The sequence below is a fragment of the Kitasatospora sp. NPDC002522 genome (assembly GCF_053595195.1).
The window spans coordinates 201,485-217,726 of sequence record NZ_JBSFXE010000010.1; the positions used below are offsets into that span (position 1 = coordinate 201,485).

Sequence of the window (16,242 nt, forward strand, 5' to 3'; positions counted from 1 at the left end):
GCCGGACCGGTTTCACGAGCCGCGCACGCCCTCGGCCGCCGCCAGCTCCCGCCGGGCCTGCTCGGCCAGCGGCGACCCCGCTCGCACCAGCTGGTCGACCGCGAGCCGCAGATGCTTCCTGGCCTCGGCCGCCCGGCCGCCGGCGAGCAACAGCTCCGCCAGCAGCCGGTGCCCCTCCGGTTCCCGCGCGGTGTAGCCGAGCCGCCCGAGGACCGCCGTCGCCTCCTCGGCCGGCGCCAGGGCCTGCTCCGCCCGGCCGAGCCGGGCCAGCACCTGGGCACGCAGCAGCACCAGCCACACCCGCTCGTTGTCCTTCGCGCCCGGCAGCAGCGCCAGTGAGGCGTCCGCGTCCGCGAGCGCCTGCTCCAGTTGCCCGCCCGCGAGCCGGGCCCGGCCCAGGTGGTACAGCGCCACCGACTTGGTGCGATCGTCGCCGAGCTCGTCCGCCAGGCGCCCCGCGCTCTCGAACGCGGCCGCGGCCCGCTCCGGCGGCGCCCCGCACTCCAGGTAGCCGACGCCGAGCCGCATGAAGGTGACCAGCCGGTCGCGCGGGTCGCTGAGCTGAGCGTCCATGTCGCGGGCCCGCTCCAGGAAGCTCACCCCCTGCTCGGCCCGGCCCGCCCCGATCAGCGCCACCCCCAGCGCACTGCGCGCGTGTGCCACGCCCGCGCCGGGCCGCACCGCCATCGCCGCGGCCAGGCCGTCCCGGCACACCGCCACCCAGGAGTCGGCCGGACCGGCCAGGTAGTAGAAGATGTACGCGTTCTGAGCCAGTCGGTAGGCCCCGTCGTGGTCGCCGCGGGTCAGCGCCTGCTGCACCACCGCCCGCACCAGCGGCTCGTTCCCGGCGAACCAGGCCACCGCGCCGGCCGGCGAGTCGATCGCCCGGGGCAGGCCGGCGTTCGCCGCCGCTGCGGGCTCCAGCAACTGCCGGTAGGGAGTCAGCGGCCCCGCGCCCGCGTACGTCGCGGCCACGCAGTACTCGGTCAGCCGCCGCCAGACGGCGCCGACCACCGCCGGGTCCGCCGTCTCCGCCAGGAGTTGACGGGCGTACAGGCCGACCAGGCTGTGCCGGCGGAACCGGCCGGGGCGGGGCTCCTCCAGCAGGTGCATCGCCGCCAGCACGCCCAACGCGTGCCGCGCCTCCGCCAGGCTCTGGCCGAGCAGTGCGGCCGCCGTGCAGGCGTCCAACTCCTCCACCGGCAGGACCCCGAGCAGGGCCAGCAACCGGGCCGCCTCCGGCGGCAGCAGACGGCCCGTCACCGCGATCGCCGCCCGTACCCCGACTCCGCCCGGCACCGCCAGCCCGGACAGCCGGTGCCGCTCGTCCTCGATCTCCGCGACGGTCTGCGCGATGCTCCACTGCGGACGGGTCACCAGCCGCGAGGCGGAGATCCGCAGCGCCAGCGGCAGATGGTCGCACAGCTCGACCCAGCGCCGGGCCGACTCCGGCTCCGCCGCCACCCGGTCCACGCCGGCCACCGCCGCGACCAGCGCCACCGCGTCCGCGGCGGGCAGCGGCGACAGCGCCACCCGGCGGGCACCCTCCCGCAACTCCAGCTCGGAGAGCGCCGAACGGCTGGTCACCACCGCCAGACTGCCCGAGCCGGACGGCAGCAGCCCGCGCACGCTCGCCGCGTCCCGCGCGTTGTCCAGCACCACCAGCAGCCGGCGCCGGGCCAGCAACGACCGCAGCATCGCCGCCCGTTCGCCGGGCTGGGTCGGCAGCTGCCCGCCGCTCACGCCGAGCGCGTGCAGGAACCCGGAGACCACCGCGTCGACGCGCTCCGGATCGCCCTCGTCGAACCCCCGCAGATCCGCGAAGAGCTGACCGTCCGGGAACCGCTCCGCCACCCGGTGCGCCCAGCGCACCACCAGGGCGGTCTTGCCCACGCCCGCCGGTCCGACCACCGCCAGCACCCCCGGGCCCGCGGCGGCGGCCCGGTCCAGCTCCGCCAGCTCCGCCTCCCGGCCGACGAACCCGCCGGTGCGGCGCGGCAGTTGACGGGGCACCAGGGCCGGACCCGCGGCAGGTGCCGCGGGCTCGGGCCGGACGCTGATTCGGGCCAGTGCGTCGAGCAGCTGCGGGCCCGGCTGCGCGCCGAGCTCGTCGGCCAGGCCCTCCCGGGTCTGCTCGTACAGCTCGACGGCCTCGGCGGTGCGGCCCGTCTGGTGCAGACACAGCATCAGCAGCCGCACCAGCGGCTCGCGCAGCGCGTGAGCCCGCACGGCCATGGTCAGCGCCGGGACGACCTGCCCGGCCCGGCCGAGCCGCAGCATCCGCTCCGCGTACGCCTCGATCGCCCGCATCCGCCGCTCGGACAGCCGGCGCGCCAGCGGCGGGCACACCACCTCGCCGTTCGGGCCGGTCAACCCGTCGCCGCGCCAGGACTTGACGGCGGCCAGCAGCAGTCGCGCCGCCTCCTCGTCGTCGCGCACCGCCCGTGCCTCGTCGAAGCGGTCCTCGAAGCGGCAGGAGTCGACCCGGGCCCGGTCGCCCTCCAGCCGGTAGCCGCCCGGCGTGCTGACCAGGTGAAGACCCTCGCCGAGCAGCTTGCGCAGCGCCGCGACGTGTCCCTGCAGGGCGGCCCGGGCGGTCGGCGGGGGTTCGCCCGCCCACACCTGGTCGGCCAGCGACTCCACCGTCACGGCCTCGTTGAGGTGTACCGCCAGCACGGCGAGCACCGCCCAGCGCCGCGCGCCGCCCACGGCGAGCACCGCGCCGCTCTCGGTGCGCAGTTCGACCGGGCCCAGCACCAGGACGTCCACAGATCTCCTGCCATCTCGTGTCGCCCCCGGGTGCGACCGACACTACCGGCCGGCGGGTCAGGAGTGAACCACTGGGACGGCCCTTCTCGTTGTGCGGAACAGGGGGGACGGACCCGTCGACGACTGTTCAGGGGGTGGCCACGTGAGGTTCGGCCGACGGATCGAGGCGGACGCGGTCCGCCTGATGATCGGCAGCTGGCAGCCGGTGGAGCTGCCGCCCGACACCCCGGACGACCGACCGGTCGGCGGACTCGACCTGCCGCCCGCCGACGCCTCCGCCGTCATCCGCGAGGCGCGCAACGTGCTCGCCCTCGGCGGCGACCCCGACCCGAGGCTGGTCGCCGTCGCCCGCACCGCGCCCGGCTTCGCGGCGCTGTGCCGGATCTCCGGTGCCCTCGTCGTCGACGAGCACCCCTCCGTCGGCGGGTGGAGCCCCGTCGAACGTCGAGCCGTCACCGAATGGGTCGCCGTCCTGATCGCCAGACTCGGCGCGGAAGGAGTGGAACGCCTGGTGGAACGCCTCGCGGCCGGGCGCTGACCCGCCGTCGGCAGCCGCCGGAGAACTCGTCGAAATTTCCTTCGACGAGGCTGAACCACCCGACCCTCGCGGCCCGTTCGACCGTGAGGAGCGGAGCGTCCCCAAAAACGGACCCCGCCGGACGTGAGGGAAGAGGTGGGCGTGCCGTGTCCGCAGGCAGCGCCATTGTGGTGGACGTCGACGGCCCGCTGATGCGCGTCGTCGTCAACCGGCCGGACCGGGCCAACGCCCTCGACCGCGCAGCCCTGCGTGACCTCGCCGCCGTCTTCGAAAGCCTCTCCGAACGCCCCGCGATCCGGGTCGTCACCCTGCGCGGAGCCGGACCCTCGTTCTGCACCGGCGTCGACCTCGCCGAACCCGGCACCGACCACCCCGACGCCGCCGCCGAACAGGCCGCCCTCTCCGCCCGCGCCGTCGCCGCCGTCACCGCCGCACCCGCCGTCACCCTCGCCCGGGTCCACGGCGCCGCCACCGGACTCGGCCTGTCCCTCGCCGTCGCCTGCGACCTGCGCCTCGCCGACGAGGACGCCGTCTTCCGGCTCCCCGAACTGTACGTCCGTCAACCGCCCTGCTGGGGCGATGCGTTGACGCGTCTGGTGGCCGAGATCGGACCCGCCCGGGCCCGCGAGCTCGTCCTGCTCGGCGAACGCGTCGACGCCGCCACCGCCACCCGCTACGGCCTGGTCAACCGCACCGGCCCCACCGAGCTCATCGACCGCCTGGAAAGCCGCTGGACCCGCCGCCTGGCCCGCGCCGCCCCGGCGGGCGTCCTGCTGGCCAAAGCGCGACTGCGCGCCCAGGAACCGCCCGGCCGGCCCGACGACAGCCTCACCGAGGCCGAACTCGCCGCCGTCCACGCCGACCAGCGGGCCCGCGCCGACCACCCGGACGCCCAGCGCGCGCCGTGGTGACACCCGCCCGTCCCATCCAGCTACGGAGACCGCAGATGACCGACACCCCCGTGCTCGTCCCGCTCGATCCGCACGCCGCCGACCGCGACGCGGAACGCACCCGCCTGGTCGCCGCCGGCCCCGTCGCCCGGGTCGAACTCCCCGGCGGCGTCCGGATGTGGGCCGTCACGCACCAGGACGCCGCCCGCCGACTCCTCACCGACGCCCGCTTCGTCAAGGACGTCAACCGCTGGGGCGCCTGGCAGCGCGGCGAGATCCCCGAAGGCTGGTCGCTCACCGCCGCCGTCAACCCCGGCCGCAGCGTGGTCACCGTCGACGGCGCCGACCACCGCCGCCTGCGCTCCCTCACCGCCGCCGCCCTGACCCCCGGCCGGGTCGACGCGCTGCGGCCCCGGATCACCGAGGTCACCGACGAACTCCTCGACCACCTGGCCGGCCACGGCACCGAGGTCGTCGACCTGAAGAGCGCGTTCGCGTTCCCGCTGCCGATGAACGTGATCGGCGAACTCTGCGGCCTCGACCGCGCGGACACCGGCGACCTGCGCCGCCTCTACGACTCGCTGTTCTCCTCCGTCGCCGGCCCCGCCGAGGTGATGGCCACCATCGCCGCCCTGCGGGCCTTCTACACCCGGGTCCTCGACGACAAGCGCGCCCACCCCGGCGACGACCTGGCCAGCGCCCTGCTCGCCGCCGGCGAGGGCGGCGAACGCTTCACCGACGAGGAAGTCCAGGGCACCCTCTCCGTGATGGTCGCGGCCGGCCACGAGACCACCGTCAACCTGATCGTCAACGCCGTCCGCGCGCTCTGCGGCCACCGCGACCAGCTCGACCTGCTGCTCACCGGCCGGGCCGACTGGACCGCCGCCGTCGAGGAGACCCTGCGCTGGGCCTCCCCGGTCAACAACTTCCTCGCCCGCTACGCCACCGAGGACATCGACCTGGCCGGCACCCTCGTCGAGGAGGGCGAAGCCGTGCTGGTCGCGTACGGCGCGCTCGGCCACGACCCCGCCGAACACGGCCCCGACGCCGACCGCTTCGACGTCACCCGCCCGGCCACCCGCAACCTCGCCTTCGGCCACGGCCCGCACATCTGCCCCGGCTCGCACCTGGCCCGCCTCGAAGCCGCGATCGCCCTCCCCGCCCTGTTCGAGCGCTACCCCGAGCTGCACCTCGCCGTCCCCGACGCCGAGCTGGCCCCCAGCCCCGCCATCGCGCTGAACAGCCTCCAGGCGCTCCCCGTGCGCCTCCACCGCCAGCACGGCCCGGAGAGCGGAGCGTGAGAGCAGCCGCCACCGTCCTGCGGCCCGCCGGGCCCGTCGCCACCCGCCCCGCAGCGACCCGCCCGCTCGGTCAACTCGCCGACTCGGTCGGCGAGTTCACCTTCGCCGGCAGCTGCGGCCGGATCCGGCGCACCGTCGACTCCGCCCCCCGCTACGACGCGATCGCCCGCCTGCTGACCGACCACGTGCGCGGCGAGCCGCTCAGCCAAGCGCTCGCCGCCCGCGGACCCGCCGCCCTCACCGGCTACGCCGAAGCGATCGCCCGGGCCACCGACGAGGTCCTGCTCTGCGGCTGCGGCCGGGTCGGCCACGAACAGGCCGCCGAAGCCGCCATGGGCGCCTGCCTGTGGCACGTCCTGGCCCCGTCGCCCGCGATCCTCGTCCAGCTGCACGCCCGCGCCGCCGACGACTCGCCCACCCGGACCGCCTACCGCCACCGTCCGGCCCACACCAGGCTGCGCGCCGCGGCGGCCACCGTCCTGCGCCCCGGCCACCTGCTGCACCACCCCGACGGGCACCCGCTGTGGTCCACCCGGCCCGCCCCGCCCGGCGGCCCCGCCGAGCAGCTGGCCCGCCGCGCCACCCGCCGCACCCTCGGCGCCCGCATCCCCGACACCGACCACGCCCGCACCGTCAAAGCGCTCGCCGAATCCGTCCTCACCGACTGCGACTGGGCCGCAGACAGCCGCGCCCTGCGCAGCCTCGGCTCCCGCTGGCGCGAACTCTTCGACGCCGCCACCGCCACCGCTCCCGACCTCGGCACCAGCCACGACGAGCTGCGGGACCTGCTGACCCGCACCTGGCACGCCGTCACCGCCGAACCCGACCCCACCCTCCTGCCCGACACCGACCAGGCCCTCCGCCGCACCCACCGCCTGCCCGCCGCGTCCGGCCGCACCCTCCACCGCGCCTTCCTCGGCCTCGCCACCACCATGATCGAACTCACCGGGCTCGGCCCCTACACCCGAGCGACCGAAGGCACCGCCGCGGTCCATCGCGCCTCCCACGGCTGAAGGCGTGGACCGCAGCGGGTGCCCGACGGTCCGTCAGCCGGTCGCCGTCTCCGTCAGCACCTCGGCGAACACCGCCGCGAAGGTGTGCGCGTCACCCGGCCAGCGGGCGGAGACGTAGCGCCCGTCCCGGACCACGAAGGCGGGGCGGGCGTCCGACGGGGTGTCACGGTGCCGACCGGCGAGCTTGCGCCGGGCGTCGGGGTCGGTGCCCGGGACGTCCAGGAAGTCGGCGGGGGAGGCCAGGAAGCGGGTGACCTCCTGCTGCACCGACATGTAGCCCGCGGGGTTGCCGGGGCCGTCGGGGTAGGTGCGGTAGTAGTCGGGCTCCCAGAAGCGGGTGCGGCGGGCGACCCGCCAGGCGCGGCCCTCCAGGGACCAGGTGAGGGCGGTGGTACGGCGGCCGTGGAGGACGGAGCGGCCCGTCGCGGGGTCGGCGCTGCGCGCGGCGAGCAGCACGCCGTGGCAGATCGCCGCGACCGGCAGGTCCCGGGCGAAGGCGGTGGCGACCAGCGACTGCAGGTCGGCGCTCTCCAGGAACTCCCGCATGCCGCGCGCCCGGTGACCGCCCGGCAGGAGCAGCCCGTCCACGCCGTCCAGCGTCGACCCGGACCAGGTGGCGGGCGCGCGGTACGCGGGGTCCGCGGTCATCTCGGCGTACGCCCGCCGAGCCGCGGCGTCGGCGCGCAGTGCGCGGCCGACCAGCACCAGGCGGCCCAGGCCCGGCACCCGGGCCCACGGGTCGAGGCCGCGGCCGGTGACCATCAGGTCGTCGGCGACGCCCGGCCGGCCGTCCGGGGTGGCGAAGCGCACCGTGTGGCCGGCGTCGGTGAGGACCCGCCAGCTGACGGCGGCCTCGGAGGGGTCGAAGTCACGGCTGGGCAGGGGCATGAGTACGGTCGCCACGGCGATACCTCGGTTCGGGGCAGGAGTTGCGAGGCCCGGCGGCAGCAGCCACCGGTCCGGACCGCTCGGCGCGGGTCCTCAGGAGAGTACGTGCCGCGGCCCGCCACGGGTTTGGTACGGACCTGTCGGCAGTCCGCCCCGGTCGCTACTGTGGGGTAGGTACACCAGGACTGCCGAGGGGGCCGAGTGAACCGGGACGAGCGCGAGGACGAGGTGCGCCTCCTGCTGCGCGACTGGCTGGAGGCCCCGCGCCCGGCCGCGGACGCCCAGCTCGACGTGCCCGCGCTGGACGTCCCGCCGGGCGACGCCGCCACGCTGATCGGGGCCGTCCGCGACCTGCTCGGCCCGACCGCCCGGCACGCCGCCCCGCGCGAGCTCAGCACCCTCGCGGACCGCCGCTTCACCGAACTGCGGCTGCTCGCCGAGTCGCTGGTCCTCGACGAGCACCCCTCCGTCGGCAGTTGGAGCCTGCCCGACCGGTACCAGGCCGGCTGCTGGCTCGCCGTGCTGATCGAACGCCGCGGCGACGCGGGCGTCGAACACCTGCTGGACGTCCTGCGCCGCTCCGCCGCCCGCCGGTGAACTGAACCCCGCACCCTGCCCGTTCCGCTGTCCGGAGGCGCTTCGGCGCGAGGCGCCCGACGGCGCGTGGACGGCGGGAAGGACGGGGCAGTGAGCAGCAGTACCGTGGCAGGACTGTGCCGATTGAGGTTCCACGGTCCGGAGAAGGTCTTCGAGCTGTCGGTACCCGCCGACATCCCGCTCGCCGACCTGCTCCCGACGATCATCGGCTACGCGGGGCAGGACCTGGACGAGGACGCCGTCGAGCACGGCGGCTGGGTGCTGCAACGGCTCGGCGAGGAACCGCTCGACGAGGACCAGACACCCGAGGCGCTCAAGCTCAACGACGGCACCGAACTCTTCCTACGGCACCGCCGCGACGCACTGCCGCCGGTCCACTTCGACGACCTGATCGACGGCGTCACCACCGGCATGCAGCAGCGCGCCGACTCCTGGCGACCCGCGATCACCCACCACCTGGCGCTCGGACTGTCGATGCTGTCGCTGGCCGCCGGCCTCGTGCTGCTCGTGCTCCCCGGCCCGCACCAGCCGCGGCTGCTCGCCGCCGCCACCCTCGGCGGACTGCTGCTGCTCGGCGCGGGCAGCGCCTCGCGCGCGGTCGGCGACGGCGCGGCCGGCACCGCACTCGGTGCCGCCGCCGTTCCCTACCTCGCCCTGGCCGGCGCCCTGCTGCCCGCCGGGGCCACCGACCTGACAGCCGCTCGACTGCTCGCGGGCAGCTCCGCCGCCGCGGGCGCCGCCGTGCTGGCGCTCGCCGCCGTGGCCTGCTCGGCGCCGCTGTTCCTCGCCGTGCTCGCCGCCTCCGGCCTCGGCGTGCTCGCCGGAGCGCTCTCCCTCGCCGACCTGGAACCCGGCCACACCGCCGCGCTGCTCGCGGTGGCCGTGGTGATCTTCGGCGCGTTCGCGCCCGGCATCTCCTTCAAGCTCTCCGGACTGCGGCTGCCGCCGCTGCCGCGCACCGCCGACGAACTCCAGGAGAACATCGAGCCGTTCCCGGCCGAGGAGGTACTGGACCGGACCGGAGTCGCCGACGGCTACCTGACGGCCTTTCACCTGGCCATCGGCGCGGCCTGCGTCGGCTGTCTGACCGCGCTGTCGGACCTGACGGGAACCCTCGCCGTCGCGATGACCGCCGCGCTCTCCGTCCTGCTCCTGCTGCACGCCCGTGCCGTCGGCAGCATTCCGCAGCGCCTGGCCATGGTGGTGCCCGGAGTGTACGGGCTCGGGCTGCTCGGCGCGGGCTACGCCGGCGAGCAGGACCCCTCCGGGCGGCTGCTGGTCCTGGCGGGCCTCGCCGCGCTGGCGGCGGTGCTCGCCATCGCCTCCTGGACGGTGCCGGGCCGGCGCCTGCTGCCGTACTGGGGCCGGATCGCCGACGTCCTGCACACCATGGTCGCGCTGAGCCTGCTCCCGCTGGCCCTCGGCGTGGCCGGGGTGTTCGCGCTGGTCCGCGGCCTCAACGGCTGAGCAGCCCCACCGCGCCCACCACCGCACCTGCCGTCGCCGCGCCCGCGCCGTCGTCCCCGCCGTCCCCGCACGCCGTATCCGAGGAGGAGTCAGATGCAGTCCAGGCGCGACCAGGTCCAGGCGCACCTGTTCGTGATGAGCCGGCTCGCCGCAGGCATGCTGCGGGCCGAGCCCGACGCGCCGGACATCCCCACCGGCCGCACCACCCGCGGCGTCCGGAACGGGCTGTTCATCGGCGTCGGCATCGCCCTGATCATGGGCCTGTACGGAGTGATCGTGCCCGGCGGCGCGACCGGCTGGCGCAAACCCGGCACGCTGATCGTGGTCACCGAGACCGGCGCCCGGTTCCTCTACCTCGGCGGTGAACTGCACCCCGTCCTCAACCAGGCCAGCGCCAAACTGATCGCCGGGGAGAAGATGGTGCTCACCGACGTCCGCGAGAAGTCGCTCGGCGACACGCCGCGCGGCGGGGCGGTCGGCATCCTCGGCGCACCCGACGCGCTGCCCTCGGCGAAATCGCTGAGCGGCGACGGCTGGCTGGCCTGCGCCGCCCGGGAGACCACGCCGTCCGGCAGCACCGCCCCCGGACTCGCCCTGGTGATCGCCCCCGACCGGGACGGCAACCCGCTCACCGCCACCGACGGCGTCCTGATCGCCACCCCCGACGGCACCCCCTATCTGCTGCGCCAGGGCAAGCGGCACAAGCTCGACACCGCGAACGGCGCGCCGCGGGCACTCGGCTACTCCGGCACCACGCCCTACCCGGTGACCACCGCCTTCCTCAACGCGCTGCCGGTCGGCGCCGACCTCGCCCCGCCGGACGTCCCCGGACGCGGAACCGACGGACCGTCACTCGCCGGACGCCCCACCAGGATCGGGCAGCTGTTCACCGGACCGGCCGGCGAACACTACCTGCTCGGCCAGGGCGGACTGGAACAGATCACCGCCACGGTCTTCGAACTGCTCCGCGGTGACCCGCGGACCCAGAGCTCGGCCTACGGCAACACCCCGGCGCTCGCCCTGCCGATCGGCGCGGCCGATCTCGCCGACCACCCGCCGGTCGCCACCGCGCACGGCACCGACCTGCCCGCCGAGCCGCCCAAGCTGCTCAACCCCGCCCAGGGGCAGAGCATCTGCGCCGAACTGCGGCCGGCCGCCGCCGGCCCGATCACCCTGGTCACCGTGGTCGACACCGCGGCGCTGGGCGGCCGCGCCCCCAGCCGCGAACCCGGCATCCTGCCCACCTGCACCGAAGCCGACCGGATCGCCGTCCGCCCCGGCGGCGGCGCCCTGGTCCGAGCCCTGTCCGGCGGCGGCACCGGAGCCACCGACTACCTGGTCACCGACAACGGTGTGAAGTACCCGCTGCCCAACAAGGACGCCGAGAAGAAACTCGGCTACGCCGGCGCCATCCCGGTCGGTGTCCCCGACACCCTGCTCACCCTGCTGCCGACCGGCCCCAGCCTGGACCCGGCGGCGCTCGCCAACGGCGGCGTGGTCTCCCGGCTCGCCCCCGCGGATGCCTGCACCCCCGTCAAGGGCGGCTGAACCCACCTGCGGCGCAAGGCCGTTCCACCTGGCGAGGGCTCGGCCGGGCCGCCCCGCACGGCGGCCGCGAAACGGGCCCGAAGACACCACGCACCGAGGAGAACACGTGGCAGGCGAGAACAAGACAGTAGCCATCGATGAGGTACTGCAGCGGTTGCTCCAGCACCTCGACGGCTACGTCAGCCAGATGAGGAGCACCAAGTCCCAGGTCGACGAGCTGATGGGTCGGGTCGGCACCGGGTTCCAGTCCGAGGCCGGTCGGCTGTTCTGCCGCAAGGTCGAGGAGTGGATCATGGGCTACGACACGATCATGCAGAAGTACCAGGCGCTGCACGAGGCCACCCTCGGCTCGAGCTCGGCCCTCGGCCGGGCGACCCAGGACGGCGTCGCGGTCGCCCAGAGCTGGACCACAAGCCCGGGCTACGACGTCGGCGTGGCCACCGTCCTCAACGGCTGATCAACCTCCCAGAACAGAAAGCAGGGTTGCCATGTCCGATCTGGACATCAACGTCGACCACACCGTCGTCACCGAGGCCACCGAGCAGATGAAGGCCTACGCGCACCAGATGCACAGCAGCCTCGAGCAGCTGATGCAGGAACTGATGCCGGCCGTCGACTCCTTCCAGGGTGCGGCGGGCACCGCGTTCCAGGACTTCAAGCGCACCGTGGAGGCGCTGGACACCGCGATGACCACCGAGTTCGACTCCGGTGCCGACCGCCTCGCCGACATGCACGACACGCTGCGCAGCGCCGACCAGCGCAGCGCCCAGCTGTTCGGCTAGCGCCGGCTCGGCCGGACACCCGAGGACCCGACTCGCACCGCGCGAGTCGGGTCCTCACACGTTCCGGGAGGTGAACCGCCGTTCGGCAGGCCGCCGTTCCCCCTGATGACCCCGAACGAGCGCAACGAGAGGACGACCTGCCCGATGGCCACGACGACCGACACCGAGCAGTCGGACGACAAGAAGACCGCGGACGACAAGAAGACCGCGGACGACAAGAAGACCGCGGACGACAAGAAGAAGGTGGATCCCAAGGCTCCGCCGGAGGACGGCAGCTTCAAGGTCACCGACCAGTACCTGGAGGAGTGCGCCAAGAAGGTCGAGGCGTTCCTGAAGGACCTTCAGACCAACCACTGGGTCATGATGCTCCGCGAGGCCTGGGCCCAGGGCAAGCTCACCGGCGACGCCGGGCAGCTGCTGCCCGGCAACCCCGAGGAGCTGGAGAGCATCCGCTCACTGCAGTCGACCTTCCAGGCCTTCTGCAAGCAACTGCTCGACGCGATCGAGTCGTTCGAGCGATCCATGCACGCCACGTTCGTCAGCCTGAAGAACGTCAAGCTGCTGATCCAGAACGCGGCGGACGACACCGTGACGGTCGCCCAGATGTGGGACGTGCTGAACGCCATCAAGTCGGGCTCGGCGAAGCCCGCCTCGTCCGCACCGAGCACCACCACCGAGACCACCACCACCTGAGCCACGGGAAGGGGGCAGCGCCATGGGAGTGCAGAAGTCCTGGGAGGACGCGCTCAAGATCCTGGAAGAGAAGCAGACCCAGGGTCCGACCAACCGGCTCACGGTGGCCGGCGACGGGTCGGCGCGCTGGATCGGCGGGAACGGCAAGAGCTGGGCGGTGAAGCAGTACAACAGCTTCGTCCCGGAGCAGGACCACAGCTTCGACATCTGGTGGTCCACCCAGCTCGTCGACCCGTTCGCGGCCACCGGCACCGCCGGCTACGGCAGCGGCTACGCCTTCGTGGTCGGGTTCAATGCGGACTGGTCGATGTTCGACTCCACGTCGTCGGCGTACAACACGTTCCACAACGACCCGGAGAAGAACCTGGCCCCGCTCATCTCGATGCCGTACAAGAACCGGGTCACCGACCTGTGGACGTTCGACAACGCGGGCGAGATGCTCACCGGCGTCGGCGGCTTCCTGGACACCTGGATTCCCACCTTCAAGACCTGGGCGGAGAGCCTCGACCAGGGCAAGGCCTCCGACTGGAGCGGCAACGCGGCCGGTACCTTCCGCAAGTTCCTCAGCACCCTCACGCTCGCCATGGTGAACGTCAAGACGGACCTCACCGAGCCGACCAACTACGTGCAGGAGCTGCACTCCGCCCGCGAGGAGCTGGGGTCCGCCCAGCTCGCCATGTACAACGCGTACCACGCCTGGATGAGCGAGCGCTGGGCCGGAGCCCTGAACGCCCTGCACGACTCCTTTCTGGAGGCGATGGCCGGTGCCAGCGTCAAGTGGGAGTTCACCTACGACTCCAACTCCGGTGTCTCCAAGCTCACTTCCGCCAAGGTGCTCAGCGCGAGCGGAGAGGACGTCAACTCGCAGGCCTTCTTCGACAAGATCGAGAAGGCCGCGAAGACGAAGTGGATGTCCACCCTCGTCACGCTGGACACGGCGTCCAAGGACGCGTTCTCCAAGCTCGACGACAAGTACACCTCGGTGGCCGGCGCCCTGCGGCGCGGCATCATCCCGCCGAACCTGGAGATGCCCAAGCCGTCCACCTCGGGCACCGGAACGGGCGGGCTGACGGAGCAGGAGCTGCAGGACAAGTACCAGAAGCAGGCCGACGACCAGCAGAAGAAGTACCAGGACGAGCTCGACAAGCTCAAGCAGAGCGGGAGCGCCGACGGCAAGACCGATCCGAACGGCAAGACCGGACCGGACGGTGCGATCCCGGGCCTCGACTCGACCGGCACCGGTACCGGTACCGGAGGAAAGAAGACGGTCTCCGGCACCACCCCGGGCCTGCCCGGCGGAGACCCGAACATCAAGCTGCCCGGGACCTCCACCAGCACCACGACCACCGGCACCGACGGCAGGTCCTCGCTGGTCGACTCGAACGGCAACCCCGTCCTCGACAAGAACAAGCAGCCGATCATGGTGCCGGCCGGCTCCCGGATCGACAAGAACGGCCTGGTCTTCGACTCCTCCGGCAAGCCGGTCCTCGGCCCGGACGGCAAGCAGCTGGTCGCCCCCAAGGGTTCCAGCGTCAAGCAGTCCGACCCGCAGAGCGGCTACACGCCGGACCAGCGGTTCAACCAGATCACCGTCCCCGATGGCGCGAAGATCAGCAACGGTCAGCTGCTGGACGCCAACAACAAGCCGCTGGTCGACTCGAACGGCAACCCGTACGTGCTGCCGAAGGACGCCCAGATCAAGGACGGCGTCCTGCTCGACGGCAACGGCAAGCCGATCGACCGCACCTCGCAGCTGGTGACCAACCAGGAACAGGCGCTGCTCGACGCGCGCAACCAGTACCGGTCCACCACCAGCTCCGGCTACAGCACCGGCACCAGCGGCGTCAGCACCGGATCCGGCTTCGGCAGCGGTGTCACCACCGGCACCGGGTCCGGAGGCTACGGCGGCACCGGCAAGAACAGCACGACCACGGTCGGCGGCAGTTCCCCGCTGCTCAATCCGGAGACCGGGATGAGCCAGAAGGCCGTGGCCGGCGGCGGCGACCCCACCGGCGGTGACGCCCTGCTGCGGGAGACCCAGGCCGAGGCCGAGAAGCGCGCCGCGGCCGCCGCCGAGCAGCAGGCCACCGCCCAGGGCAGCGGCCCCGGCCAGCAGCCCCCGATGATGCCCCCGATGGGCGGAATGGGCGGCATGTCGCCCCAGGGCGGCCCCGGCGGGCAGGCCCGGCAGCGGACCACCTGGCTCGCCGAGGACGAGGAGGCCTGGGGCACCGAGAACAAGTCGGTGAGCGGCGTCATCGGCCGCTGAACCGTTAAGTCCCGGCGGCCCGTTGTGGGGCGGGTCGCCGGTCCCCTGCGGGCGCCCGGCAACCGGGCCGTGGCCGCGGTCGATCCGATCGCGTCCCGGTTCGGTTGATCCCCGGGCGCCCGCTTCTCCGTTCCTATCAGTAGCAACCCGAGAGACCCGAGAGGAGTCGCGATGAACCTGGACGTCGAAGGGCGCATCGAGGCCGCCATGGCCGTGATGCGCGAGCAGCAGCAGAAGATGGCCGCGGCCAAGGCCGAACTGGACAAGGTCACCACCACGGTCACCTCCAAGGACCGCCTGGTCAGCGTCACCGTCGGCCCGCAGGGCCAGGTCACCTCGATCAAGTTCCTCAACACCGCCTACCAGTCGATGGCACCCGCCGAACTCTCCGCCGCCCTGGTCACCGTCCTCAACGAGGCCCGCGGCCGGATGGGCGAGAAGGTGACGCGGCGCATCTCCCAGTTCTCCAACGTCGGCCAACTCGTCCAGGCCGCCGCCGGGTTCGGCGACGACCTGCCCGCCGACCTGGAGGAGCTGATGAAGCCGCTGCGCGCCATGCGACCTGGCTTCGAAGCCGAGGAGGCCGAGGCCAAGCGAACCAAGCAGGAGCAGTTCGAGGCCGAGGAACGCGCCGCCGCCAAGAAGGCCGCCGCCGAGAAGCAGGCCGAGTTCAAGCAGGACGAGCCCAAGCGTCGCCGCAAGTCGGCCCAGAAGCAGGAGGAATTCAGTGGCTAAGAAGCTCAAGGCCCTCAGCGACCTCAAGGCCTACTTCGGCAACTACGAGGACTTCGAGCACCGGCTGAAGAACCTCAACACCAGCATCGTCCACCTCAACAAGCTCAACAAGACCTCGGCCGGCAACGACGACATCGGCAAGCAGTACCACCAGCAGGTGGACAAGCCCACCGAAGACCTCACCAAGACCGTCGGTTACATCGGCACCTCCCTCGGTCGGGTCGGCACCGCCGGCAAGACCACCGCCGATCAGCTCCAGACCGCCGACGACGACGCCTCCAAGAAGTCCAACAACTGGTAACACTCCCTCACCCGGGACCTGCCGCACCCCAGTTGACCCCCCTACCTCGTTCGTAGTTCTCCGCACAAAGGTGGCTGCCGCCATGTCGATCAATCCTTCGCCTGAGATCGCCGGGTTCTTCTCGTTCGTGACGGGGATGCCGTGGCCGGAGGCGGATGAGGATCTGATGCGGTCGGTGGCGGACGACTATTACGCGGTGGCGGACGACCTGAAGGTGTTGGGGGGTTATGTCGGCGAGTTGGTGCCGGTGATTCTGGAGAATTTCGAGGGTGATGCTGCGGAGGCGTTCGTGGCGGCGATCCGGGATCTGGTGGGGCAGGTGTCGGGTGGGGATGTGATGGCGGAGACCGCGGATTTGTCGCGGGAGTTGGGGGATGTGGCGCGGCAGGTCGCGAATCAGGTCGAGTACACGAAGCTGATGGCGATTCTGCAGGTGGTGCAGTTGGTGCTG

The 16,242-nt window shown here is 73.1% G+C and carries 16 protein-coding genes; 14 read left to right on the forward strand and 2 right to left on the reverse strand.

What is annotated here, in order from left to right:
* Positions 1–12: 12 nt before the first annotated feature.
* Positions 13–2,769, reverse strand: coding sequence for an AfsR/SARP family transcriptional regulator (locus ACWD4U_RS11570; RefSeq protein WP_363459589.1), 2,757 nt, complete (start codon positions 2,767–2,769; stop codon positions 13–15).
* A 142-nt stretch (positions 2,770–2,911) separates the two neighbouring features.
* Between ACWD4U_RS11570 and ACWD4U_RS11575 the strand changes: the two genes are divergently transcribed.
* The 4 genes from ACWD4U_RS11575 (at position 2,912) to ACWD4U_RS11590 (ending at position 6,511) form a co-directional block, all read left to right on the forward strand.
* Complete coding sequence (locus tag ACWD4U_RS11575; RefSeq protein ID WP_363459590.1) at positions 2,912–3,307, forward strand: hypothetical protein; 396 nt, start codon at positions 2,912–2,914, stop codon at positions 3,305–3,307.
* Between the two features lie 146 nt (positions 3,308–3,453).
* Positions 3,454–4,218: an enoyl-CoA hydratase/isomerase family protein gene (locus ACWD4U_RS11580; protein WP_363459591.1), complete on the forward strand. Its 765-nt coding sequence runs from the start codon at positions 3,454–3,456 to the stop codon at positions 4,216–4,218.
* Between the two features lie 35 nt (positions 4,219–4,253).
* Positions 4,254–5,498, forward strand: coding sequence for a cytochrome P450 family protein (locus ACWD4U_RS11585; RefSeq protein ID WP_363459592.1), 1,245 nt, complete (start codon positions 4,254–4,256; stop codon positions 5,496–5,498).
* Entirely contained in the window at positions 5,495–6,511 is a 1,017-nt protein-coding gene (locus tag ACWD4U_RS11590; RefSeq protein WP_363459593.1) for a hypothetical protein, read from the forward strand. The genes ACWD4U_RS11585 and ACWD4U_RS11590 overlap by 4 nt, the downstream gene beginning before the upstream one ends.
* A 33-nt stretch (positions 6,512–6,544) precedes the next feature.
* Here the strand turns inward: ACWD4U_RS11590 and ACWD4U_RS11595 are convergent, their stop codons facing one another.
* On the reverse strand, positions 6,545–7,414 hold the full coding sequence (locus tag ACWD4U_RS11595; protein WP_363459594.1) for a type 1 glutamine amidotransferase domain-containing protein: 870 nt from the start codon (positions 7,412–7,414) through the stop codon (positions 6,545–6,547).
* Between the two features lie 186 nt (positions 7,415–7,600).
* Here ACWD4U_RS11595 and ACWD4U_RS11600 point away from each other — a divergent pair, with 186 nt between their 5' ends.
* The 10 genes from ACWD4U_RS11600 to ACWD4U_RS11645 form a co-directional block, all read left to right on the forward strand.
* Positions 7,601–7,996: a hypothetical protein gene (locus ACWD4U_RS11600; RefSeq protein ID WP_363459595.1), complete on the forward strand. Its 396-nt coding sequence runs from the start codon at positions 7,601–7,603 to the stop codon at positions 7,994–7,996.
* A gap of 90 nt (positions 7,997–8,086) precedes the next feature.
* On the forward strand, positions 8,087–9,463 hold the full coding sequence (eccD, locus tag ACWD4U_RS11605; RefSeq protein WP_363459596.1) for a type VII secretion integral membrane protein EccD: 1,377 nt from the start codon (positions 8,087–8,089) through the stop codon (positions 9,461–9,463).
* Between the two features lie 93 nt (positions 9,464–9,556).
* Positions 9,557–11,011: a type VII secretion protein EccB gene (gene eccB / locus ACWD4U_RS11610; protein WP_363459597.1), complete on the forward strand. Its 1,455-nt coding sequence runs from the start codon at positions 9,557–9,559 to the stop codon at positions 11,009–11,011.
* 106 nt (positions 11,012–11,117) lie between these two features.
* Positions 11,118–11,468, forward strand: coding sequence for a hypothetical protein (locus ACWD4U_RS11615; protein WP_363459598.1), 351 nt, complete (start codon positions 11,118–11,120; stop codon positions 11,466–11,468).
* A gap of 31 nt (positions 11,469–11,499) precedes the next feature.
* The gene (locus ACWD4U_RS11620; RefSeq protein ID WP_363459599.1) at positions 11,500–11,793 is read left to right on the forward strand and encodes a WXG100 family type VII secretion target; all 294 of its coding nucleotides are present in this window, start codon (positions 11,500–11,502) and stop codon (positions 11,791–11,793) included.
* 144 nt (positions 11,794–11,937) lie between these two features.
* Positions 11,938–12,486 carry a hypothetical protein gene (locus ACWD4U_RS11625; protein ID WP_363459600.1) on the forward strand — a complete coding sequence of 183 codons (549 nt, stop codon included), beginning with the start codon at positions 11,938–11,940 and terminating at the stop codon, positions 12,484–12,486.
* Positions 12,487–12,508: 22 nt separating this feature from the next.
* On the forward strand, positions 12,509–14,755 hold the full coding sequence (locus tag ACWD4U_RS11630) for a hypothetical protein (protein ID WP_363459601.1): 2,247 nt from the start codon (positions 12,509–12,511) through the stop codon (positions 14,753–14,755).
* 171 nt (positions 14,756–14,926) lie between these two features.
* Positions 14,927–15,490, forward strand: a complete 564-nt coding sequence (locus tag ACWD4U_RS11635) for a YbaB/EbfC family nucleoid-associated protein (RefSeq protein WP_363459602.1) — start codon at positions 14,927–14,929, stop codon at positions 15,488–15,490.
* On the forward strand, positions 15,483–15,791 hold the full coding sequence (locus ACWD4U_RS11640) for a hypothetical protein (RefSeq protein ID WP_363459603.1): 309 nt from the start codon (positions 15,483–15,485) through the stop codon (positions 15,789–15,791). The genes ACWD4U_RS11635 and ACWD4U_RS11640 overlap by 8 nt, the downstream gene beginning before the upstream one ends.
* An 82-nt stretch (positions 15,792–15,873) precedes the next feature.
* Positions 15,874–16,242, forward strand: a 369-nt coding sequence (locus tag ACWD4U_RS11645) for a WXG100-like domain-containing protein (protein WP_363459604.1), incomplete at its 3' end; no start/stop codon positions are given.